This window comes from Arthrobacter mobilis (assembly GCF_012395835.1).
In the GTDB taxonomy this organism is placed as follows: Bacteria; Actinomycetota; Actinomycetes; order Actinomycetales; family Micrococcaceae; genus Crystallibacter; species Crystallibacter mobilis.
Map to the genome: position 1 here is coordinate 235,696 of NZ_JAAZSQ010000001.1, position 20,590 is coordinate 256,285.

The 20,590-nt window shown below is 69.9% G+C and carries 24 protein-coding genes; 10 read left to right on the forward strand and 14 right to left on the reverse strand.

Annotated features, from left to right (window positions below):
• The first annotated feature begins 101 nt into the window (after positions 1–101).
• The 3 genes from HGG74_RS01150 to HGG74_RS01160 are packed head-to-tail and all read left to right on the forward strand — an operon-like array spanning position 102 to position 3,111.
• Positions 102–1,214 carry a FecCD family ABC transporter permease gene (locus HGG74_RS01150; protein WP_246262501.1) on the forward strand — a complete coding sequence of 371 codons (1,113 nt, stop codon included), beginning with the start codon at positions 102–104 and terminating at the stop codon, positions 1,212–1,214.
• Positions 1,211–2,305 (forward strand): FecCD family ABC transporter permease, encoded by a 1,095-nt coding sequence (locus HGG74_RS01155; protein ID WP_168484507.1) that lies wholly within the window; start codon positions 1,211–1,213, stop codon positions 2,303–2,305. The genes HGG74_RS01150 and HGG74_RS01155 overlap by 4 nt, the downstream gene beginning before the upstream one ends.
• Complete coding sequence (locus tag HGG74_RS01160; protein WP_312856685.1) at positions 2,302–3,111, forward strand: ABC transporter ATP-binding protein; 810 nt, start codon at positions 2,302–2,304, stop codon at positions 3,109–3,111. The genes HGG74_RS01155 and HGG74_RS01160 overlap by 4 nt, the downstream gene beginning before the upstream one ends.
• 20 nt (positions 3,112–3,131) lie before the next feature.
• On the opposite strand, the gene HGG74_RS01165 is transcribed toward HGG74_RS01160, so the two are convergent.
• From HGG74_RS01165 to HGG74_RS01180, 4 genes are all read right to left on the reverse strand, one after another.
• Positions 3,132–3,353, reverse strand: a complete 222-nt coding sequence (locus tag HGG74_RS01165) for a hypothetical protein (protein ID WP_168484508.1) — start codon at positions 3,351–3,353, stop codon at positions 3,132–3,134.
• Positions 3,354–3,399: 46 nt separating this feature from the next.
• On the reverse strand, positions 3,400–3,999 hold the full coding sequence (locus HGG74_RS01170) for a protoglobin domain-containing protein (protein ID WP_168484509.1): 600 nt from the start codon (positions 3,997–3,999) through the stop codon (positions 3,400–3,402).
• A gap of 178 nt (positions 4,000–4,177) precedes the next feature.
• The gene (locus tag HGG74_RS01175) at positions 4,178–4,840 is read right to left on the reverse strand and encodes a response regulator (RefSeq protein ID WP_168484510.1); all 663 of its coding nucleotides are present in this window, start codon (positions 4,838–4,840) and stop codon (positions 4,178–4,180) included.
• The gene (locus HGG74_RS01180; RefSeq protein WP_168484511.1) at positions 4,837–6,735 is read right to left on the reverse strand and encodes a sensor histidine kinase; all 1,899 of its coding nucleotides are present in this window, start codon (positions 6,733–6,735) and stop codon (positions 4,837–4,839) included. The genes HGG74_RS01175 and HGG74_RS01180 overlap by 4 nt, the downstream gene beginning before the upstream one ends.
• 154 nt (positions 6,736–6,889) lie before the next feature.
• Between HGG74_RS01180 and HGG74_RS01185 the strand changes: the two genes are divergently transcribed.
• Entirely contained in the window at positions 6,890–8,320 is a 1,431-nt protein-coding gene (locus HGG74_RS01185; protein WP_168484512.1) for a CitMHS family transporter, read from the forward strand.
• Between the two features lie 189 nt (positions 8,321–8,509).
• Here the strand turns inward: HGG74_RS01185 and HGG74_RS01190 are convergent, their stop codons facing one another.
• The 8 genes from HGG74_RS01190 to HGG74_RS01225 form a co-directional block, all read right to left on the reverse strand.
• Complete coding sequence (locus HGG74_RS01190) at positions 8,510–8,686, reverse strand: hypothetical protein (RefSeq protein ID WP_205761119.1); 177 nt, start codon at positions 8,684–8,686, stop codon at positions 8,510–8,512.
• A gap of 513 nt (positions 8,687–9,199) precedes the next feature.
• A complete protein-coding gene (locus tag HGG74_RS01195; RefSeq protein WP_168484514.1) occupies positions 9,200–9,685 on the reverse strand; it encodes a YbaK/EbsC family protein in 486 nt (161 codons plus the stop codon).
• On the reverse strand, positions 9,682–10,068 hold the full coding sequence (locus tag HGG74_RS01200; protein WP_168484515.1) for a VOC family protein: 387 nt from the start codon (positions 10,066–10,068) through the stop codon (positions 9,682–9,684). Before HGG74_RS01200 ends, HGG74_RS01195 begins: the two co-directional genes overlap by 4 nt.
• Before the next feature lie 17 nt (positions 10,069–10,085).
• Complete coding sequence (locus tag HGG74_RS01205) at positions 10,086–10,778, reverse strand: TetR/AcrR family transcriptional regulator (protein ID WP_168484516.1); 693 nt, start codon at positions 10,776–10,778, stop codon at positions 10,086–10,088.
• A 106-nt stretch (positions 10,779–10,884) separates the two neighbouring features.
• On the reverse strand, positions 10,885–11,229 hold the full coding sequence (locus tag HGG74_RS01210) for a hypothetical protein (protein ID WP_168484517.1): 345 nt from the start codon (positions 11,227–11,229) through the stop codon (positions 10,885–10,887).
• Between the two features lie 243 nt (positions 11,230–11,472).
• Positions 11,473–12,234, reverse strand: a complete 762-nt coding sequence (locus HGG74_RS01215; protein ID WP_168484518.1) for a DUF1353 domain-containing protein — start codon at positions 12,232–12,234, stop codon at positions 11,473–11,475.
• Between the two features lie 10 nt (positions 12,235–12,244).
• Positions 12,245–12,667, reverse strand: coding sequence for a hypothetical protein (locus HGG74_RS01220; RefSeq protein WP_168484519.1), 423 nt, complete (start codon positions 12,665–12,667; stop codon positions 12,245–12,247).
• 73 nt (positions 12,668–12,740) lie between these two features.
• A complete protein-coding gene (locus tag HGG74_RS01225) occupies positions 12,741–13,133 on the reverse strand; it encodes a spore germination protein GerW family protein (protein WP_168484520.1) in 393 nt (130 codons plus the stop codon).
• Between the two features lie 236 nt (positions 13,134–13,369).
• Here HGG74_RS01225 and hpaH point away from each other — a divergent pair, with 236 nt between their 5' ends.
• Positions 13,370–14,155, forward strand: a complete 786-nt coding sequence (gene hpaH, locus HGG74_RS01230; RefSeq protein ID WP_168484521.1) for a 2-oxo-hept-4-ene-1,7-dioate hydratase — start codon at positions 13,370–13,372, stop codon at positions 14,153–14,155.
• Positions 14,140–14,958 (forward strand): aldolase/citrate lyase family protein, encoded by an 819-nt coding sequence (locus HGG74_RS01235; protein ID WP_205761121.1) that lies wholly within the window; start codon positions 14,140–14,142, stop codon positions 14,956–14,958. Before hpaH ends, HGG74_RS01235 begins: the two co-directional genes overlap by 16 nt.
• Positions 14,959–15,069: 111 nt before the next feature.
• Here the strand turns inward: HGG74_RS01235 and HGG74_RS01240 are convergent, their stop codons facing one another.
• Positions 15,070–16,224: a glycosyltransferase family 4 protein gene (locus tag HGG74_RS01240; protein WP_168484522.1), complete on the reverse strand. Its 1,155-nt coding sequence runs from the start codon at positions 16,222–16,224 to the stop codon at positions 15,070–15,072.
• Between the two features lie 182 nt (positions 16,225–16,406).
• On the opposite strand from HGG74_RS01240, the gene HGG74_RS01245 reads away from it, so the two are divergent.
• The 3 genes from HGG74_RS01245 (at position 16,407) to HGG74_RS01250 (ending at position 19,446) form a co-directional block, all read left to right on the forward strand.
• Entirely contained in the window at positions 16,407–17,585 is a 1,179-nt protein-coding gene (locus tag HGG74_RS01245) for a zinc-dependent alcohol dehydrogenase (protein WP_168484523.1), read from the forward strand.
• 89 nt (positions 17,586–17,674) lie between these two features.
• Positions 17,675–17,812, forward strand: a complete 138-nt coding sequence (locus HGG74_RS21120; protein ID WP_205761122.1) for a hypothetical protein — start codon at positions 17,675–17,677, stop codon at positions 17,810–17,812.
• Positions 17,813–18,153: 341 nt separating this feature from the next.
• Positions 18,154–19,446, forward strand: coding sequence for a cell division protein PerM (locus tag HGG74_RS01250; RefSeq protein WP_168484524.1), 1,293 nt, complete (start codon positions 18,154–18,156; stop codon positions 19,444–19,446).
• Positions 19,447–19,468: 22 nt separating this feature from the next.
• On the opposite strand, the gene HGG74_RS01255 is transcribed toward HGG74_RS01250, so the two are convergent.
• Complete coding sequence (locus tag HGG74_RS01255) at positions 19,469–19,879, reverse strand: hypothetical protein (protein WP_168484525.1); 411 nt, start codon at positions 19,877–19,879, stop codon at positions 19,469–19,471.
• A gap of 132 nt (positions 19,880–20,011) precedes the next feature.
• Between HGG74_RS01255 and purN the strand changes: the two genes are divergently transcribed.
• Complete coding sequence (gene purN / locus HGG74_RS01260; protein ID WP_168484526.1) at positions 20,012–20,572, forward strand: phosphoribosylglycinamide formyltransferase; 561 nt, start codon at positions 20,012–20,014, stop codon at positions 20,570–20,572.
• The last annotated feature ends 18 nt before the right edge of the window (positions 20,573–20,590 follow it).

Below are 20,590 nucleotides of genomic sequence, written 5' to 3' on the forward strand. Positions count from 1 at the left end.
TTAGGTAAGGCTAAGCTCGGATCCGTCGTAGACTGTAGCAGCAGTTTTGAATTACGCACCACGACCCTGACGTAATATCCCCGACGCATGAGTAGGACCCCTTGAAAACTTCGGGAACGCTGCGGCGCAGTGCCGGCAGGGACACCCCGTCCCCGGAGGAACCGCCGGCGGAGGCGGCTCCACCGAACGTACCGGGTGGCCGGCAGGCAGCGCGCCCGGCGCGCCGACGTTCCGGCCCCCGCTGGCTGGCTGCGGCGGTGCTGCTGCTGGCGGTGGGCGCCGCGGCCAGTGTCTGCGTGGGGAGCGAGCCGTCCTCGCCGGCGCAGATCTGGCACGCGCTGTTCACGCCGTCGGGCACCACCATGGATGTGACGATCCGGGAACTGCGCTGGCCGCGGACGCTGACCGGCATCGCCGCAGGCATCTGCCTCGGCGTGGCCGGGACGCTCACGCAGGGGCATACCCGCAACGCGGTAGCGGATCCGGGGCTGCTGGGCATCAACCAGGGCGCCGCGCTGGCGATCGTGGCCGTGACGGCGGTGGCCGGCCAGCAGCTGCCGCTGGTCCAGGCGGTGCTGGCCTTCGCCGGGGCCCTGCTGGCGAGCGTCCTGGTGTTCCTGATCGGCACGGCCTCGCGGCACGGGCAGACGCCGGTCACGCTGGTGCTTGCCGGAGCTGCCGTCACGGCCCTGTGCACCGGCCTGGTGACCGGCATTGTGCTGCTGAATGCGGCGGCCCTGGACACGCTGCGCTTCTGGCAGGTCGGGTCGCTGGCCGTGCGCAATGACGCGCTCCCGGCGGTGTGGCCGTTCCTGCTGGCCGGGCTGCTGCTGGCGCTGCTGAACATTCCGGCGCTGAACACGCTGGCGCTGGGCGAGGACACGGCCACCTCGCTGGGCACCTCGCTGCTGCGTGCCCGGTGCGCCGGCATCGCCGCCATCACCCTGCTGGCCGGAACCGCCGTGACCTTGGCCGGGCCGATCGCCTTCGCCGGCCTGCTGGTTCCGCACCTGGCCCGGGCGCTGGTCGGAGCCGACTACCGCTGGCTGGTGCCCGCCTCCGCCGTGCTTGGCGCGGCCCTGCTGCTGCTCGCCGACACTGCCGGGCGGGTCATCGCCCGTCCGGGCGAACTGTCCGTTGGTGTGGTGCTGGCCGTGATCGGCGCGCCGTTCTTCGTCATCCTGGCCCGCCGGCGGAAGCTGGTGACCGTATGAGCACGTCCGTCGCCGACCGGCCGCAGGCGGCCTTCCGTTCCGTCCGCGTGCTGCGGCTGGGCCCGGTGTCCGTCCGCTTCCGGCCCCGCGGGCTGGCCGTGGGCGCGGTGCTGCTGGTGCTGCTGGTCGCGGCCATGGCCGTGCACCTGGCCCACGGCGGAACGGCGCTGGCCTACCCGGACGTACTGCGGGCCATGTTCGGGGACGCCACGGATGCGAAGATCCACCTGGCGGTCACCGAATTCCGCGCGCCCCGGATGGTGGCGGCGGTCATTGCCGGCAGTTGCCTGGCCGCAGCCGGGGCGGTCACCCAGACGGTGGCGCGCAACCCGCTGGCCAGCCCGGACGTGCTCGGGGTGACCGCCGGGGCGTCCCTGGGAGCCGTGGCGGTGCTGATAGCCGCCGGCGGCGGGGCCGCGGGCCTGAGCGGAGCGGCGGCCGTCGTCGGCATGCCGCTGGCCGCCTTCGCCGCCGGCGTGGCCAGCGGTGTGGCCGTCTACCTGCTGGCCTACCGGGGCGGGATCGACAGTTACCGGCTGGTGCTGGTGGGCCTGGGCATCAACGGCTTTGCCGTCAGCCTGACCACCTGGCTGCTGACCCTGGGTGACGTCACCAGCGCGGCCCAGGCGCTGACCTGGATGATGGGCTCGCTCAACGGCAAGGACTGGCCGCTGGTGGCGCCGATGCTCGGCCTGGCCGCCGGCCTGCTGACCGCCGCCGCCGCCGGCGGCAGCCGGCTGCTGCTGGCCAGCCTCGGTGACGACACCGCCGTCGGCCTGGGCACCCGCATCGGCGCCGTCAGGCTCACCATGCTCAGCATTGCGGTGCTGCTCGCCTCGGTCGGCACCGTGGTGGCGGGCCCGCTGGTGTTCGTGGCGCTGGCCAGCCCGCAGATCGCCCGGATCCTCACCGGGGCAGTGGTCCCGCCGGTGGCCGCCTCGGCGCTGACCGGGGCCGTCTTCGTGCTGCTGGCGGACACCGCCGCGGCCAACGCCCTGGCACTGCCGCTGCCGGTCGGCGTGGTCACGTCGGTGGTGGGCGCCCCGTACCTGATCTACCTGATTCTGCGTTACCAAAGGAGGCTCACGTGACCGAGCTGCCCCTGCCCGGCCGGTTGCGGGCCGAATCCCTCACCCTGGGCTACGACGGCCGGGACATCATCAGCGGCCTGACGCTGTCCGTTCCGGACGCCAAGGTCACCGCCGTGATCGGGCCGAATGGCTGCGGCAAGTCGACGCTGCTGCGCGGGCTGGGCCGGCTGCTGCCCCCGCGCTCCGGGAGGGTGACGCTCGACGGCGAACCGCTGGCAAAGCTGTCCACCCGCCACATTGCCACGCAGCTGAGCGTGCTGCCGCAGACGCCGTCGGCCCCCTCCGGGCTGACCGTGGCGGACCTGGTCTCGCGCGGGCGCCATCCGCGGCAGAAGTGGTACCAGCAGTTCTCGGGCGCGGACCAGGCGGTGGTCGCCGAAGCGCTGGCGGCCACCGACCTGCTGGACCTTGCGGACCATCCGGTCGAGGAGCTCTCCGGCGGGCAGCGGCAGCGGGCCTGGATCTCCATGACGCTGGCCCAGGAAGCCGGCATCCTGCTGCTGGACGAGCCGACCACCTACCTGGATCTGGCCCACCAGGTGGAGGTGCTCGAGCTGGTCCGCGGCCTGAACCGCCGGCACGGCCGGACCGTCGTCATGGTGCTGCACGACATTTCCCTGGCCGCCCGGTACAGCGACCACATGGTCGCGATGAAGGCCGGCCGCATCGTCGCCCAGGGCACCCCGGCGGAGGTGGTCACCCCGGACCTGCTGCAGGAAGTCTTCGGGCTGGCCGCGCAGGTGGTGCCGGAGCCGACCGAGGGCCGGCCGCACGTCATTCCGCTTGGCGCCGGCCTCCGCGTCTGAGGTAGGGGCAGGGGCGCCGCCTACTCTCCGGTGTGCCTGTCCCGGATGATCTTGTCGATCTCGTCGCGCAGCTTGATGGCTTCGGGCAGGGTGAGGTTGATGCTCTCGCCGGTCTCCACCCAGCCGAGGCTGAGCACTTCGTCGCCGGAGATTCCGGAGATGCCGACCGTCAGTGCCTTGCCCTTGACATGCACCACGTCCCCAACCACCATGTCACCGGCGTCGTCCTGGGCAAATTCCATGGGGCCATGCTAACCATAGCCGGGCGGGCGGCGGTAGGTGCGGTCCCTACCACTGGCCCTCGCGGGCGTACGGGCGCGACCACAGCGCCACCTGCAGCACCACGGCCTTGATCCAGGCCTGCAGCATGGCATCGACCTGCGCCGGGTCCTCCTCCCGTCTGGCCAGGAACGGGCGGACGGTGGTGGAGATGGGCACGATCAGCCCGATCAGGTACCGCAGCGGGACCACCGGCGTGGAGTGGACATGGTCGGTTTCGTTCTTGTGCGCCGGAGTGTGCCGCAGCGCGATCTCCTCCTGGTAGTCCAGCCAGGCCTGGTCGTAGGGGCGGGTGCAGGTATCCCGGATCCACTGGCCGAACCGTGCGCGCACGGCCTGCAGGTATTCGGTGATCGGGCCGCCGCCGGGCTGCGAGAACTGGGCCACCAGATGCGGCTGCCCGGCCACGAAGCCGTACCAGACATCGAGGATCTCCTCGACCTGGTCCCCGAGCAGCTCGCCGGCACGGTGCAGCAGCGCACTGTCTTCCTCGCCGAACATGACCGTGGCCTTCAGCGCCTGCAGCTCATCCAGGGTCACCGGGGAATGGCCGACGGCGCCGTAGGCGTAGCCGGGAATCGCGGACTCATTCGTTGACTGGGTCGACATTGCCTTACCTCCAAGGGAAGCGGCAGGGGCCCTGGCCTGCAGCTAGCGCCGAGGGACCCGCTGCGAGCTTGCGAGCAGTGGGCAGGCGCGACGCGCTTGCGGAGGAAAGGGGCAGCCGCTGACTGTGGTTCGGAATCCTTATTAGTACTCCCGCCGGGGCAGAGGGTCAACGTTCCGGTCAGGATGGGGCCAGGCTGTAGCGGTGTTCGGGCCGGCCGGTGCTGCCGTAGCGCAGCTGGATCTCGATGGCGCCGTCGTCGGCCAGCGCCGAGAGGTAGCGCTGGGCCGTGGCGCGGGAGATGCCCACCCGGCGCGCCACCTCGCTGGCGGACTGCGCGGTGCCGGGCTCCAGCGCCTCGAGCACCGAGGCCTCGGTGGCGGAGCGGGCCCGCGCGGTGCCGCTGTCGGTGCCCGGATGCAGGGCATGCAGCGCGCGTTCGAGCGTGTCCTGGTCCAGCACGGGTTTTTCCGCCAGCACGCGCCGGTAGCGGGCGTAGGCGCGCAGCTTCCGGGCCAGCTGGCCGGCCCCGAACGGCTTGATCAGGTAGCCCAGGGCACCGCGCCGCATCGCCTTGCGGATGGAGGCGGCATCGGCTGCGGCGGTCAGCATGATCACGTCCACGTCCAGGCTGCGCAGCAGGTCCAGACCCAGCGCGTCCGGCAGGTAGACGTCCAGCAGGACAAGGTCCGGCCCGCTGCCGTGCACGACGCGCAGGGCCTGCTCGGCGGAGCCTACCGGAGGCAGCGCGCGGAAGCCGGGAACCGCGTCCACGTAGCCTGCATGCAGCCGGCCCACATGGAAGTCGTCGTCGACAATCAGCACCTGCAGGTCCTCGGTCACCGCTTTGTCCCTCCGTTCCGTCCGGCATCCTGTCCGTTGCCCTGCCCACTGTCCTTCCCGCCTGCGGCGCGGGCCGCGGGCGGGGCGACCGTCCCGGGCAGCCGGGCGCAGAAGACGGCGCCCGGCCCGCCGGGACGGCCGCGGTCCGCCACCCAGACGTCGCCGCCGCGGCGCCGGGCCAACTGCCGGCTCAGCGGCAGGCCGAATCCCTGTCCGTGGATGTCCGGCAGCTCACCGCCCGGCGCTCCGTCGCCGGCTGCCCCGGGTCCGGTCACAAGGTCCGGGCGCACCGCAGCGGCCGTGGAGAAGCCTTCGGAGAAGAGCTGTTCGACCTCGTCCGCACCGTCGCCCGGCCCGGCCTGGATGCCGTCTCCGGAATCGGCCACCACCAGGTGCAGTGTTCCGGAATCCTGCCCGGGCTCGTCCAGCAGCTCGATTTCCACCCACCGGTCGGGGTTGCTGCCGTGCACTGCTGCCCGCACCGCATTGTCGATCAGGTTCCCAATCACCGTGGTCACATCCTGCGGATCCGAGACTTGTCCGTGGATGCTGGTTTCCGGGCCGATCCGCAGCCTCACTCCGCGCTCGGCCGCCTCCACGGCCTTGGCGCCGATGAAGGCCTGCAGGTAGGGATCGCGCAGCAGTTCGGCCTGCTCCACCGGGTACTTTAGCGGACCGGCGGCCATGATTTCGGCCAGGTAGTCCCGTGCCTGCCCGGGCCGGCCGATGTCCAGCAGCCCGGAGACGGTGTGCAGCCGGTTGGCGAATTCGTGCCGCTGGGCCCGCAGCGCCGTGCTCAGCGCGCCGACGGCGTCCAGCTGCCGGGTCAGCGACTGCAGCTCGGTGCGGTCCCGCAGCATGATCACCCAGCCGAGCTCGGGCGCCCCGGCGATGGTCGTGCCGGCGTCCGGACGGTAGCCGCGCCGGCCGGGGGTGCGGCTGGGCTGGACGGCACGGGCGGTGAGGATCAGCACCCGCTGGCCGGCGACCAGTTCCAGCGGGGCCGATTCCGGCACGGCCTCGGCCAGCAGGGCGCCGGCGGCCGCCGGCAGCCCGGCCTGCTCCAGCGGCAGGCCGACCAGGTCCGCGGCAATGTCCAGGCCCAGCAGCTGCTTGGCCTTGCGGTTGAAGACGGTAATCCGCCGGTCCGCGGACACGCCGACCACCCCGTCGTCGACCCCGCGCAGCACGGCCTCCTGGTCCTGCGTCAGGGCTGCGATGTCCTCGGGTTCCAGGCCCAGGGTCAGCCGCTTCAGCCGCCGGCCCAGGAGCCAGGATGCCAGCGCGCCCAGGCCCAGGGCCCCGGCGGCGGTGGCCGCCACCGGCAGGATGTTTCCGCCCAGGCTTTCCAGCACGTCCTCGCTGGAGAAACCCACGCTGACTTCGCCGACGATCCGTCCTGTGGAATCCGGGGCGTAGACCGGCACCTTGGCCCGGGCCGAGTGGCCCAGCGTGCCTTGTTCCTGCGCGGTCACCTCGCGGCCGGCCAGCGCCTCGGACGGGTCGGTGCTCACCCGCTGGCCCAGCAGAGCCGGGTTGGGATGCGCCAGCCGGAGCCCGGCGTCGTCCGTGATGACCACGAACAACGCGTCGGTGCGCGCCCGCACCTGCTCAGCCAGCGGCTGCAGCGGGCCCGCGGCCAGCACCTCGCCGGCGAGCCGGCCGGGGCCGGCATCGGCCAGGGCGGCCACTTCGGCGCGCACATCGGAGGAGGCCGCCACGGTACGGGCCACTGCCAGAGCCTGGTCCTCGGCGTTGCGGCCCAGCCGCTGGTAGGTCAGCCAGCCGAAGACGGCGGCGGACAGCAGCACCACGAGGGCCACCACCGCCAGCTGGAGCAGCAGCATCCGCGCCGAAAACCCCAGGCGGGCCGGCCGGCGGCCGGTGGGTTCCATGGTTCTCCTGGGTCGAGGGGGCTGAGCTAAATGCGCAAAACGTGCGCAATAAGCAGTATGCACTTCAACCGGGCTAAACCGCCAGAGGTGATCCGGACCACCCTAGTGTCTGTAATGCCGGTCACGGGACCGGACGCAGGTGTAAGGAGTAGCTGTGCTGGTTTTCCTCGGTTTTGCCATGATCGCGGTCTTTATGGCCTTGATCATGACCAAGAAGCTCACGCCGGTGCTGGCGTTGATTCTGGTGCCGACTATTTTTGGCCTGTTCGCCGGAGCGGGCCTTGGCCTGGGCGAGATGGTCCTGGAGTCGATGAAGTCGCTGACGTCGACGGCAGCGTTGCTGATGTTCGCGATCATCTTCTTCGGCCTGATGATCGACGTCGGCCTGTTCGACCCGCTGGTGCGCTTCATCCTGCGCACCCTGGGCAACGACCCGGCGAAGGTGGTCCTGGGCACGGCGGTGCTGGCCGGCGTCGTCTCCCTGGACGGGGACGGATCCACCACCTTCATCCTGACCACGGCCGCGATGCTGCCGATCTACCTGCGCCTGGGCCTGAGCCCGGTGGTGCTCACCTGCGTGGCCGGCCTGGCCAACGGCACCATGAACATCCTGCCCTGGGGCGGCCCGACCGCCCGCGCCGCGGCGGCACTGGACGTCACGCCCTCGGAGGTCTTCGTGCCGATGATCCCGTCCCTGCTGGCCGGCATGGTCGTGGTGATGGTCTTTGCCTGGACCCTGGGCCTGCACGAGCGCAAGCGGCTGGCCGGCGCCAAGCCGGAGTTCTGGGCCACCGGCGGTGCCGGCGGCTCCGGGGCGGACCGCGGCGGTTCGGTTCCGGCCGGCCCGGGCCTCGCCGGCAGCCGTGCGGCAGGCCAGGGCGGCAGCGGCAGCGTCGCCGTGCTCGAGGCTCCGGTCCTGGAGGCATCGCTGGCCGATTCCGCGCTGGACCCGAACCGGCCCACGTTGCGGCCGAAGCTGTTCTGGTTCAACCTCGCCCTGACCGTGGCGGTCATGGTGGTGCTGGTGCTCGACATTGTCCCGCTGGCCTTCGTCTTCATGGTTGGCTCCGCCATTGCCCTGGTGGTCAACTTCCCGCACGTCAAGGACCAGGCCGCGCAGCTGGTGGCGCACGGCCAAAGCATCGTGGCCGTGGTCTCGATGGTGATGGCCGCCGGCGTGCTCACCGGCGTACTCAACGGCACCGGCATGGTGGATGCGATGTCCAAGTGGCTGGTGGGCATTGTTCCGGAATCGATGGGCCCGTTCCTGGCGGTCATCACCGGCCTGCTGAGCATCCCGATGACCTTCTTCATGAGCAATGACGCGTTCTACTTCGGCGTGCTGCCGGTGCTGAGCGAAACGGCCGCCCACTACGGCATCGGGCCGGCGGAAATGGCCCGGGCCTCCATCACCGGCCAGCCGGTGCACATGCAGAGCCCGCTGGTGCCGGCCATCCTGCTGCTGGTCTCGCTGGCCAAGGTGGAGTTGGGCGACCACCACAAGAAGGTGCTCTGGCGCTCGGCCGTCATCTCGCTGGTCATGCTCGCCGTCGGCCTGCTGCTCGGGGTGATTCCGTGGGGGTAGCGGACGAGGCACCCGCCGCGGGCCGGGAGGGTGGCTGCGGCTCCGACTGCCCGTACTGCCAGAGTCCCGAAACGGACTGATCCACCATTGGCCGCGCCCACGGGGCAGGAGCATATCCTGCCCGGTGGGCGCGGCCTTGTGCTCGGCAGGAACGGCGCCTGCGTCCGTTGGCTGCCGCCCTTGGCGGGCCTACACCGGCACCGACCGCGGCACCACCACGTCGCCGGTCGCCGTCGAGTCCGGGTTCAGCATCACGCCCACACGTTTGAGGAACTTCACCGTGAGCGAGCTTTCAATGATCCGCTCGCCGGGGACAGCAGCCAGGAAACGGTCCTCGATGTCGAGGACCTCGGCGGCCGAAGGCATCCACATGATGAACGTGAAATTGCTGGTGCCTGTGATGGAGGCGCACAGCGCAGTCCCCGGAAGCTGCGCAGTGCCTCGATGGCGCGCCGTCGGTCGGCCGGCGGGAGGCTGACGGACCACTGGCAGCTGACCGGGTAGCCGGAGTAGTTCTGCACCACTTCGCAGCGGAAGAACAGGGTGCCGCTGGCCAGGACGCGGTTCAGTTGCCGGCGTGCGGTCATCGGATGCATCCCCGTGGCCGCGGCGATCTCCGCCGCCGTCGCCCGTCCGTTGCGGCAACGGCGGCGGCCCGGCATACGCGTCCGGCTTCGCTCCGGTGAGGCTGCGCAGCCGCGCGCTGCGGTGCGCTGAGCGCCTCGAGGGTCCACGCATCGGCGCTGGCGTGCAAGGCCGTGCACATGGTCAGCATCGCCTTCATCTTCACCCTCCCGGAGACCAAGGGCAAGGACCTGCACTGAGGCCGAGGTGCCGTCCGCGGGCCGACCACACCGGCATCCGGCCCGCGGAACAGGGTCAGCGTACCTGCATGACCTCGGCGCCGATGATGCGCCGCAGTTCGTCGAAGCCGATGGAGAACATGGACCTGCGGTTGCCTGCGCCGGCCCAGAGGACCGGATGATTCCTGAGGGAAGCGTCAAGCACCGTGGGGATCGGAGCCGGGTGCCCCACCGGAGCCACACCGCCCACGTGCTGGCCGGTGTGCGCCAGGACGAACTCGGGACTGGCCCGGCGGATGCGGCCGGTGCCCAGCTGCGCGGCCACCAGCTTGGTGTCCACTCGGGCGGCACCGCTGGCCAGGATCAGCAGCGGCGAGCCGTCGAGCTCGAAGACGAGGCTGTTGGCAATGGCGGCCACGTCGCAGCCGAGCTCGGCGGCCGCGGCGGCCGCCGTCGGCACGTCGCTGGCGAAGGTCCTGACCGTGTCGCCGGCGCCGAGGGTGACGAGGGCGGACCTGACGGCCACAACCGGATCCTGGAGACTCCGACGATCCTGGCTCATGCCGCACCGGAGCCGTACGGGCGTGTGATCGCCTCCAGGAAGTGCCCGGCGGGGTCATGGAAGTACACGCCTCGTCCGCCGTCGTTGCGGTTGATCTGCTGCGGCAGGGACTTGGCCGGGTCGGCCCAGTAGGGGACCTGCTCTGCTTCGATCCGGACGAGGATCCCGTCGAAATCCTCGTCGCTGACCAAGAAGGCATAGTGCTGGGAGGCGATGTCTCCGTCCCGGTTGGCGAAGTCCAGCGCAACGCCGTTCTCCAGCATGATGGTCATGAAGGACCACATGGGCCGCGGCGGGGCGACGCCGAAGATCCGGGCGAAGAAGTCCGCGGAAAGGACCTTGTCCTTGGCGAAAATGATGGTGTGGTTGAAAGCAACGGCCATGATGACCCCTTATCCGGCTACGCGCCGTGCGCAGCCCAGCTGCGGCGCTGTTCTTCCAAGCCGCTGATCAGCCCCTCCAGCCCCAGCCGGAAGGCGGCGTCGGCCGTAGGCGAGGCGGCGCTGCCGCCGTTGCGCTGGCGGGCCCGGACGGCGGCGCTGAACTTGGGGTTGGCCTTGGCCAGTTCACCCGACTCGAAGATGTCCTCCGGGGCAGTGACGTCGAAGGCGGAGCCGAAGATGAAGGATTCCAGCGCCACAATGGCCGGAACCACCAGCGGTTCGGGCCAGCCGGCGGCGAGGAAGCCGGAGGTCAGCTCCTCGTACATGGCCAGCGTCCGCGGGGCACCGGTCACCGGCAGGACCGCGATGACCGGAATCAGCGGGGTGTGCTGGCTGAACACTTCCCGGTACGACCAGGCCCAGCGCCGGACCGCCTCGTCCCACGGCAGTGCGCCGAACCCGGAGACGTCCACGTTGGCCATGATGTGGTCCTGGACCAGCAGCAGCACGTCGTGCTTGGAGGCGACATGGTTGTACAGCGCGGACGGGGCGACGCCAAGATGGCGGGCCAGGCCGGACATGGTCAGCGCGTCGTAGCCGCCGGAGGCGATGAGCTTGAGCGCCGCGACCGTGATCGCTTCCTTGGACAGGATCTTCTGGACCGGACGCCCGGCCGTGCGGTGCTTCCGCGGCGCTGCCTCGGCTGTCATCATGCTCCTCGCAGTTTCCGGCCGCAGGACGGGCCTGGATGGGACTGTCTCCCTATCCTATGCAGGCCGGAGCCGGCGGGGGCGCCCGCCGCTGTTGTACCCGGCGTTACTCCTCGCCGTCCCCGGCATCCGGGGCGAACAGGTCCGCGTAGCCCATGCGCCGCACGATGGTCCAGACCGCGGCGGTGACGATGGCGAGCGATGCGGCCACCGCGATGCCTGCGCCGTAGATCTTCAATAGCGCGGCGACAGGGGAGAGGCTGCCGATCTGCGGCGCATCCGCCCAGAAAATGGCGAACCAGAATCCGAAGGTCAGCCCGAGGACCCACAGGGGAAAGCGCAGGTCCGCAGCCTTCGCCCTGCGGTACACCGCCTGTACTGCTGCCTTGATCCGCCCGGGCAGGTCCTTGTTGTCGTGGTTGCCACCATGCTCAAGAGCTTGCGATGACATGACTGCTGTTCTTCCTCCAAAACTGGTGCTGACGATGCGTGGGCAGGGCACGCCAAAGGTGCCCGTAGGTGAGCGGATAAGGGGTGGGTGAACCTCCGGTTCCAGGTTTCCGCCTCGAAAGCCGGGGTTCTGGGCTCCATCTTAGTTCGCTTGGAATTGCCCCCTTCACCGCAACCCCGTTCCGTGATTGTGATCTTGGCCATAATGCTGCGGGCGGGGGTGGAACCGCCGCTGCCGCACGGGTTAAAGTACCCGGCTGCGCGCCAGCGGCCCCGGGACGGGAGCCGGTGCCGGCTGGTGCGCCAAGGCCCCGGCCGCCAGCCACCACAGGACTTCGCACAGCCACAGCAGCAGCTGCCCAGCCCAGGCCGCGGCCAGGACCGGAGCGAAGAGACCGAACATCCCGGCCAAGGTCGCCGCAACAGCCCAGTCCCGGCCCCACAGGGCCGAGAGCACCGCCGCCGCGGCCAGAGCCACGGCCAGGGGGACCGGGCTGCCGGCGGCGAGTGAGAGCACGATGCCGGCGAGCAGGGCCAGCACCCCGGCGGCGACGGCGCTGACGAGCAGTTTTCCGCGGACGCGGGTGTGGGACCAGTGGTTGTCCGCGGAGACCACGGCCCACATCAGCCGCGCCCGCAGCTGGGCCACTCCCGTCTCCAGCAGGGCCTGCCGGAACTCCTCGTCGTAGATCCGCCGCTGCCGCAGGGCTTCCTGCGGCGGCAGCTGCATGGTTTCCACCGTGCGCTGGTCGTGCAGCAAAGCCGGCGCGCTCTGCCGTCCATAGCTGGCCACCAGCCCCCACATCCACGTCGGTACCGAGGCCAGGTCGGACGAGTTCCCCTCCGGGCCGCGGGTGAGGTCGTGCGCCAGGACCGTGACGACGCCGTCCGTGCCGCGGCGGCGGTAGTAGATCGGCTCGGCGAGCTGGAACAGCCGGCGGGTCCGCTGCACGAGGTGGAGGGCCGTCAGCGGCCGCGTGGCGGAGGCATCCTGGTAGAAGGGCATGCTGCCCGGGTCAGAGCCGCGCGGACTTCTTCCGGCGCCCGCTATCGAGCAGCAGGGCCAGCGCGATGCCGAGCAGCCACACGTCCTTGGCTACCGCCGTGCCCTCCTGGGTCGGGCGGATACCGTCGGACTGGGTCATGCCCGGGGTCTTCAGGTACATCGACAGCAGGGAGCCGGAGAAGCCGGCCAGGGCCAGGCCGGCGACCCTGCTGGGGACGAACGGCGCGAGCACCAGGCCGCCCAGGGCCATTTCGGCGTAGCTGAGATACTTGCCAAACTTCTCCGGGTCCATCTCCTTGACCTGCGGAAACACCCGGGCGGTCATGGCCTGCATGCCTGCTGCGGAATCCTTGTCCAGTTCCAGCTTGCCTACCCCGGCATTGAGGATGAAGGCACCGCTGGACAGGCGGAGCGGAATGTGGCTGAGCTTCATGGGACGTCCTTTCGGAATCGGCCGGTACTGCCGGTTACGAGCCTACGGCTGCGGACGGTACGCGGCTACCGTCTCAGGACCTGAACGTCCGTACCACCCGGGAGACGGCGTGTCCGCCCGCCCACAGCACGGGGACCAGGCAGGCCAGCACGGCCACCGGGTTCGGGCGGAACACGGCCCGGCCGTCCCGGTTGCGGGCGAGCACGCCCACGGGAACAATGACTCCGCCTCCGCCGCCGCCCTCCTGCCGCACGCCGCCGCTTTCGGCGGCGGCGCCGTCGTGGTGACCGCCTCCGCCGCCGAAGCCGTACTGCACCACGGCCACCGGGACCACCGTCTCATCGCCCAGCCGCACCGGCTCGCCAAAAGCTTTGGCGACGCCGAAGGCTTTGAACTGTTCGGCCAGCTGGACCGCCAGCGAAGGTGCAGCGGACGGGCCGGGTGCAGGGCGCGAGGTTTCGGTCATGGCTCCACCCTAGCGAGCTGGGCAGGCCCTTTCGTGTCGCTTCGCGCCACGCTTAGGACCCGGCTGCCCCGCTCTTGGCCATGTAACCGAGGCCGGGAACCGGCGGCGGTGAACGTACTATGGTGCTGACCCGGGCGGAGAAGCCGCCGGGACCAGCAGCATCTGGACTGAAGCCCAAGGCTGTGCCTTGCGCCCGTGCTGCGCCCCGAATGCGATGAGGAAGTGGTGTAACGCGCGTGCTAGACCAGGCGACCATTGAAAAGATCGCGGACGAGCTGGTGGAGGCCGGCCGCACCCGCACTCCCGTCCCGCGGCTGACCGCCCGTTTCCCGGAGATGACGGTCGAGGATTCCTACCAGGTGCAGAACCTGTGGCGCAAGCGCAGCGAGGAAAACGGCCGCCGGCTGGTCGGGCGCAAGATCGGCCTGACCTCCAAGGCGATGCAGTACGCCACCGGCATCTCCGAGCCGGACTACGGGATCATCTTCGATGACATGGTGCTGGACAACGGCTGCACCGTGCAGTGGGACCAGTACACCCACCCGCGCATCGAGGTGGAGCTGGCCTTCGTGCTGAACAAGGACATTGACGGCCCGAACGCCAATATCTTCGACGTGCTCAACGCCACCGAGTACGTGGTCCCGGCCCTGGAGATCCTGGACTCGCGCATCGAGATGGAGGGCCGCACCATCGTGGACACCATCTCCGACAATGCGGCCATGGGAGCGATGGTCATCGGCGGCAACCCGGTCCGTCCGGCCGACGTGGACCTGCGCTGGATCTCGGCGATCCTGTACAAGAACCAGACGGTGGAGGAGACCGGCGTCGCAGCCGGTGTGCTGAACCACCCGGCCGCCGGCGTGTACTGGCTGGCCAACAAGATCTCCGCCCACGGTGACGGGCTCAAGGCCGGGGAGATCATCCTGGCCGGTTCCTTCACCCGTCCGATGTGGGTGTACGCCGGCGACACGGTGGTGGCCGACTACGGCAGGCTGGGGACGGTCACATGTCGTTTCGAGTAGAACCGGATCCGTCCTTCAAGGACGTCCTCGCCGCCGCCGACCGCCCGCTGGCGGGCATCTGGGTCTGCTCCGGCTCGCCGCTGATTGCCGAACTGTGCGCCGGTGCGGGCTTCGACTGGACCTTCATCGACGCCGAACATTCGCCCAACGGCCTGGAGTCGGTGCTGGCGCAACTGCAGGCGGTCCGCGGGTACCCGACCGTCCCGGTGGTCCGCCCGCCGGTCAACGACACGGTGCTGATCAAGCAGTTCCTGGACCTGGGGGCGCAGACGCTCATCATTCCGATGGTGCACAGTGCCGCCGACGCCGAGGCCGCCGTCGCGGCGGCCCACTACCCGCCGCGCGGCGTGCGCGGGGTGGGCAGCGCGCTGGCCCGCTCGGCGCGCTGGAACCGCATCCCGGACTACCTGTCCCGGGCCTCGGAGACGGTGACGATCATCGTGCAGATCGAGTCCGCCGAGGCCGTGGCCAACGCGGCGCAGATTGCCGCCGTGGACGGGGTCGACGGCGTGTTCATCGGGCCGTCGGACCTGGCCGCGTCGATGGGCGTGATCGGCCAGCAGGACCACCCGGACGTGGTCGCCGCCGTCGACGAGAGCATCCGCGCAGTCAAGGCCGCCGGCAAGTTCGTCGGCGTCAATGCCTTCGGCGAGGCCTCGGCCCGCCGCTACATGGACCTCGGCGTGGACTTTGTCGGCGTCGGCGCCGACGTGGCGCTGCTCGCCCGCGGTTCCGAGGCGCTCGCCGCCAAGTTCGTCCCCCAGGACGCCGCGCAGCAGGCCGGCACCCCCGCCAGTTACTGACCATAATCAACATCCACCCCCACAACCCGTTGACGACGCGGAAGGTGCCCTTTTCAGCGCTGGGAAGGGCACCTTCCGCCTCGTCAACGGGCAGGTGGGCGGGGAATGCGGTCAGGCCAGATACGTCCGCGCCTCCGCATTCAGCGCCCGGCGCTTGATCTCGATGGCCTGGACGTAGTACCCCGCCAGCTGCTCGCAGAGCACGGGCCAGGTCCGGCCCTGCACCGCTTCCCAGGCCGCACGTCCGAAGGCCCGGCGCTTGATGCCGTCGCCGGCCAGGTCCAGCACACGGTCGCGCAGCTCGTCCAGCCGCCCGGGGGCGTAGGTCCAGCCGGTCCGGGACGGGTCCACCAGGTCCAGCGGCCCGCCGCGGCCGACGGCGACCACCGGCACGCCCGAGGCCTGGGCTTCCTGAATCGTCTGGCAGAACGTTTCGGACTCGCCCGGGTGCACCAGCAGGTCCAGGGACGCCATCGCCCGGGCCAGCTGCTCCCCGCCGAGGAAACCGGTGAAGTGCGCCTCCGGCAGCCTGTCCTGCAGCGCCTGCCGAAGCGGTCCGGAACCAATAATGACCAGCCTGGTCCCCGGCAGCCCGGCCAGCACGGCCAGGTCCTCCACCTGCTTTTCCGCCGCCAGCCGGCCGACGTAGCCGATCAGGCAGCCGCCCTCCGGGGCCACCGAGGCCCGCCACGCGCCGTCGTACTTGCCCGGCGAGAAGCGCGCCGTATCCACGCCCCGCCGCCACAGATGCACCCGGCCGATGCCCCGGCCCTGCAGCTGCTCGAGGGCGAAGCGGGACGGGGCCAGCGTCAGCGTGGACAGTCCGTGGATGTTCTCCACCCGCTGCCAGAGCAACTGCTCCAGCCACGGCAGCCCGTACCGGGCCGCATAGGCCGGAATTTCGGTCTGGTAGACGGACACCGTGGGAATGCCCAGTTGCCGGGCTGCCTGGACGGCGCGCCAGCCAAGCACGAACGGCGAGGCGATGTGCACCACGTCCGGGGCGAAGTCCGCCAGCAGCCGGCGGACCCGGGCGACCGTACCGGCGGCCACCCGGACGTCAGGGTAGTTGCGCAGCGGGAAGGACGGCAGCCGGTGCACCGGGTAGCCGGCGGCGGCCCGCGGGCCGTCCCCGGGCCCGGACGACGGCGCGATGACCAGGGCGTCGTCGCCGCGCCGGCGCAGGTGGGCCAGGACCTGCAGCAGGGAGTGGGTGACCCCGTTCATATGGGGCAGGAAGGATTCGGCAACCACTGCAATCCGCACGCTTCCACGCTCCCGGGCAGGGGCGGACGCCAGGCAAGCGCGGTGTGTCCTGCCGGTGAACGGTGCGCGAAGAATTCCGGTGGCCGGCGGACGCTGGCAGTGGCCGGTGCCGGCAGGTAGCGTGGGCAGGGATCGGGCCTGCGTCCGGTGCGCGGGCCGGAAGTCCACGGACAGGAGATCCCATGAAAGCGCTCACCTGGCAGGGAAAACGGCAACTGAGCGTTGAGGAGGTTCCGGATCCGCAGATCCAGGAACCTACCGACGCCATCATCCGCGTCACTTCCACCGCGATCTGCGGTTCCGACCTGCACCTGTACGAACTGCTCGGCCCGTTCATGCACAAGGGCGACATCCTGGGCCATGAGCCGATGGGGATCGTCGAGGAAGTGGGACCGGAGGTCAGCAACCTGAAGCCGGGGGATCGGGTGGTAGTGCCGTTCAACATCTCCTGCGGCCAGTGCTATATGTGCGGGCTCGGGCTGCAGTCCCAGTGCGAGACGACCCAGAACCGGCAGCACGGCATGGGCGCCTCGCTGTTCGGCTACACCGAGCTGTACGGGTCGGTGCCCGGAGGCCAGGCCGAATACCTGCGGGTGCCGTACGCCGACTACGGGCCGATCAGGATCGCCAATCCCGACGCCGACGACGAACGCTACCTGTTCCTGTCCGACATCCTGCCCACCGCCTGGCAGGCAGTCGACTACGCCAACGTTCCCGGCGGAGGCACGCTCGCAGTGCTCGGCCTGGGGCCGGTCGGCCAGTTCTGCACCCGCATCGGCAAGCACCTGGGCTACCGGGTCATCGGGGTGGACGGCGTGCCGGAACGGCGGGCCATGGCCGAGCGCCACGGCATCGCGACCCTTGACTGGGGCGGCCAGTGCGCCGAGGACCTGCGCGGGATGACCGGCGGCCGCGGGCCCGACGCCGTGATCGACGCCGTCGGCATGGAAGCCCACGGTTCGCCCGGGGCGGCAACTGCCCAGGCCGCCGTCAGCCTGCTGCCGTCCCCCGTGGCCAAGGCAGCCATGAAGACCGCCGGCCTGGACCGGCTCTCCGCCCTGCACGCGGCCATCGACGCCGTCCGGCGCGGCGGCACGATCTCGGTCTCGGGCGTGTATGGCGGTCAGGCGGACCCGATGCCGCTGATGACCATGTTCGACAAGCAGATCCAGCTGCGCATGGGCCAATGCAACGTCCGGCACTGGATCGGGGATCTGCTTCCGCTCGTGGAGGACGACGCCGACCCGCTGGGCGTCGGCGACCTGGTCACCCACCGTGCACCGCTGGCGGAGGCACCGGCGATGTACGAGAAGTTCCAGAAGAAGGAGGACGGCTGCATCAAGGTGGTGCTGAAGCCCTAGTTCCGTCGGTGCGGCCGGGGCTGGCGTTTTATTTTAAATCGGGTATGGTCTCTAGGACTGAAGGAATTTCATCTGACCAAGGAGCTGGAATGTCCGGAAAGTCGCCGCAGGGATCCCCTGCCAAAAAACAGGGAAAATCCACTAAGGAAAAACGCGCGGACAAGCGCGCGAAGGCCGCTTTGGTGAATGAGATGACCCCAAAGCGCCGCAAGGACGCCGTCAGGTAGCTTCAGCAGCCCTTCCCGGAATGGAAGGGTGGAGTTGCCGGACGGTGGGGCAGGCGGAAATCCGGATTGTGTCCGCGATGGTCGATTCCGCGTTGATTATCCGTAGTGAATTTCCGCCCCACGGGCGGCCGGTGCCTTTGTGACGGGCACCGGCCGCCCTTTCCCGTTTTTTGGTATTCCGGCTTCCAAATAATTCCGCCGCCGGAAAAGCGGCCCTGCCGTGCTGGAAATCATTCATGGCTGCGGCGGTCCGCCCGGTCAGGCACCATCCGGGCAGCCGGACGCCATCCAGGCCGCGTCTATCAGCCGTGCCGGTCCGGCCGGGTGGCACCATGGAAAAGATGAAACTGATACGGCGCCCGGGGCAGACAGAACTGCCCATGCCCCTGTGGCTGCAGGGCGGCTTCGAATTCTTCCAGTGCGCCCTGCTCTCCGCGCTCGCCGTCGTCCTGCCGCTGGTCGGGGTCTGGTTCGCCGACGGGTTCAAGGACCGGACCTTCGAATCCCTTGGCAGGCTTGCAGGGCAGGCGTGGCTGCTGATCCACGGGGTACCGCTGCAGCTGCAACTGTCCGCCGCCGGCTCGGAGCAGACGCTCAGCGGCACGCTGTCCCTGGTGCCGCTGGGCCTGACGCTCATTCCGTTCTTCCTGTCCTGGCGTGCCGGCCGCCGCCTGGCCCGCGCCTCCTATACCGACCAGTTGTGGCAGGCCTTGGCCGGTGCGCTCACCGTGTACGCGCTGATCGGCGCGGCTACCGCCTACCTGGTCCGCACCGACGAGGTGGAAATCTCCCTGCTCGCCGGGGCCCTCATCCCGCTGCTGGCAGCCGGCGCGGGCCTGCTCGTCGGAGCCTACCGTGAGGCGGGATCCTGGGCCCGGCTTATCGGTGTCGACGCCGCCGCCTGGGTGCGCAGGACCAGCCAGCATTCCCGCTGGGCCGGTTCCTACCTCTGGGCAGTCATCCGGGCCGGCCTGCTCTCGCTCGGCGCGATCGTCTGCCTGTCCGCCATTTTGCTCGCGGTAACCATCGCCATCCGTTGGGCCGACATCGTGGAAATCTACGAACAGCTCAGCCCCGGCATCGTCGGTGGCGCCGTGCTGACCGTGGTGCAGTTGGGCCTGATTCCCAACTTCGTTGGCTGGACGATGGCTTGGTCCTCCGGCGCCGGGTTCGCCATCGGCACCGGCAGTTCGCTGACTCCCATGGCCACCACGGTGGGCCCGCTGCCCTCTGTTCCGGTGCTCGGCGCCCTGCCAACGGGGGAGCTGTCCTTCGGCCTGGCCGGGCTCATGCTCCCCGTGGTGGCCGGCGTGCTGGCCGGCTGGTGGTTCGTGCGCGAGGGGGAAAACCACTTCGACGAATGGCTGGCCATCAAGGTGCGCGCCCGCTGGTTCACCGCGACGGTATCGACACTGTGCCTGGCCGTTTTGATCGGGGCCGTGGCCGGGTGCTGCGCGGCCCTGGTGGCCTGGCTGACCAACGGGTCGCTGGGCATCGGACGGCTGGTGGAGATCGGACCGGACCCGTGGCGGACCGCCCTCTGGGTGGCTGCCGAGGTGGCCGCCGGCGTCGTCATCGGTTCGGCAGCCGGACCGTGGCTGGAACGGGAGCCGCGGCGTTCGCGCCGCGCGTAGCGACTCAGTAGCCGTTCCGCAGTCAGCGCCTGAGGAAGGTGCTCAAATCCTGGAGCCGCTGCTCGTACTCTGCCATGCACCGGTCCTGCGCTGTCTGGGTCAGGGCAGAGCGGATGCACTGTTCGTAGTCCGCCGTCAGGGGCCAGAACACCACCTGGGCCAGCGAGGTGAGGATGAAGAACAGGGACACCACCAGGCCCAGGATGAAAACAGTACGCAGTGTCCCCGTGGCCCGTGCCCGGACTGCCCGCCTGAGCCCGATAATTGCGACTACTGCCGTGGCAATCCCCAGCACCGGGGCGACGACCTTCCACGGCAGCGGCAGGGGATAGGCCAGCAAAGTGGCCAGGACAAGCAGCAGCAGCATGCGCAGGAACAACGCCGTGGAACTTTGCAGTTCTGCGGCGGGCTGCGGCCGGGTTTGTTCGCGCATGGGTTAAAGCCTACGGGAGGGATGCTCCCCGACGCGCCGACTTCGCCGCCGCGCCGGGTCCCTATCATCCTTCCCTGGCCAGCAGCGGAGGCGGTTGGGTGCCAGGCGAGACTGGCGCCTAAAGTTGAACCCATGCGCATCGTGGTACTCGTTTCAGGTTCAGGCACCAACCTCCAAGCTGTCATCGACGCGGTCAAGGCGGGGGAGCTGGACGTCGAGATCGCCGCGGTGGGCTCCGACGTTCCCGGCTGCCTGGGCCTGAAGCGGGCGGCTGACGCCGGCATTGCCACCTTCACGGTGCCGCCGGCGGACTACGCCAGCCGGCCGGAATGGAACCGGGCCCTGCAGGCCGCCGTTGCCGGGTATGCGCCGGATCTGGTGCTGTTGGCCGGGTTCATGCGCATTCTCGACGCCGAGTTCGTCGCCGCGTTCGACGGGCGCATGGTCAACACCCACCCGGCACTGCTGCCGTCCTTCCCTGGTGCGCACGGGGTTCGCGATGCGCTGCGGCATGGGGTGAAGGTCACCGGAGTGACGGTGCACCTGGTCGACTCCGGCGTGGACACCGGCCCCATCCTGGCTCAGGCCGCAGTGCCGGTGCTGGAGAGTGATACCGAGGAAGAGCTGCACGAGCGGATCAAGGTCGAGGAACGGAAGCTGCTGGTTGAGACGCTGCGGAAGCTGTCCTCTTAGTTAGCGCTAAGTGAGTAG

What these genes read in the sequence shown, in the direction of transcription:
- HGG74_RS01190 (WP_205761119.1), bottom strand. Translation starts at nt 8,686, where the DNA reads ATGCCTTCGGCCGCCGAGGTCCTCGACATCGAGGACCGTTTCCTGGCT.
- HGG74_RS01245 (WP_168484523.1), top strand. Translation starts at nt 16,407, where the DNA reads ATGAAAGCGCTCACCTGGCAGGGAAAACGGCAACTGAGCGTTGAGGAG.
- HGG74_RS01215 (WP_168484518.1), bottom strand. Translation starts at nt 12,234, where the DNA reads ATGCCCTTCTACCAGGATGCCTCCGCCACGCGGCCGCTGACGGCCCTC.
- HGG74_RS01200 (WP_168484515.1), bottom strand. Translation starts at nt 10,068, where the DNA reads ATGGCCGTTGCTTTCAACCACACCATCATTTTCGCCAAGGACAAGGTC.
- HGG74_RS01180 (WP_168484511.1), bottom strand. Translation starts at nt 6,735, where the DNA reads ATGGAACCCACCGGCCGCCGGCCGGCCCGCCTGGGGTTTTCGGCGCGG.
- HGG74_RS01250 (WP_168484524.1), top strand. Translation starts at nt 18,154, where the DNA reads ATGAAACTGATACGGCGCCCGGGGCAGACAGAACTGCCCATGCCCCTG.
- HGG74_RS21120 (WP_205761122.1), top strand. Translation starts at nt 17,675, where the DNA reads ATGTCCGGAAAGTCGCCGCAGGGATCCCCTGCCAAAAAACAGGGAAAA.
- HGG74_RS01225 (WP_168484520.1), bottom strand. Translation starts at nt 13,133, where the DNA reads ATGACCGAAACCTCGCGCCCTGCACCCGGCCCGTCCGCTGCACCTTCG.
- purN (WP_168484526.1), top strand. Translation starts at nt 20,012, where the DNA reads ATGCGCATCGTGGTACTCGTTTCAGGTTCAGGCACCAACCTCCAAGCT.
- HGG74_RS01155 (WP_168484507.1), top strand. Translation starts at nt 1,211, where the DNA reads ATGAGCACGTCCGTCGCCGACCGGCCGCAGGCGGCCTTCCGTTCCGTC.
- HGG74_RS01220 (WP_168484519.1), bottom strand. Translation starts at nt 12,667, where the DNA reads ATGAAGCTCAGCCACATTCCGCTCCGCCTGTCCAGCGGTGCCTTCATC.
- HGG74_RS01170 (WP_168484509.1), bottom strand. Translation starts at nt 3,999, where the DNA reads ATGTCGACCCAGTCAACGAATGAGTCCGCGATTCCCGGCTACGCCTAC.
- HGG74_RS01210 (WP_168484517.1), bottom strand. Translation starts at nt 11,229, where the DNA reads ATGTCATCGCAAGCTCTTGAGCATGGTGGCAACCACGACAACAAGGAC.
- HGG74_RS01205 (WP_168484516.1), bottom strand. Translation starts at nt 10,778, where the DNA reads ATGACAGCCGAGGCAGCGCCGCGGAAGCACCGCACGGCCGGGCGTCCG.
- HGG74_RS01255 (WP_168484525.1), bottom strand. Translation starts at nt 19,879, where the DNA reads ATGCGCGAACAAACCCGGCCGCAGCCCGCCGCAGAACTGCAAAGTTCC.
- HGG74_RS01165 (WP_168484508.1), bottom strand. Translation starts at nt 3,353, where the DNA reads ATGGAATTTGCCCAGGACGACGCCGGTGACATGGTGGTTGGGGACGTG.
- HGG74_RS01195 (WP_168484514.1), bottom strand. Translation starts at nt 9,685, where the DNA reads ATGAGCCAGGATCGTCGGAGTCTCCAGGATCCGGTTGTGGCCGTCAGG.
- HGG74_RS01235 (WP_205761121.1), top strand. Translation starts at nt 14,140, where the DNA reads ATGTCGTTTCGAGTAGAACCGGATCCGTCCTTCAAGGACGTCCTCGCC.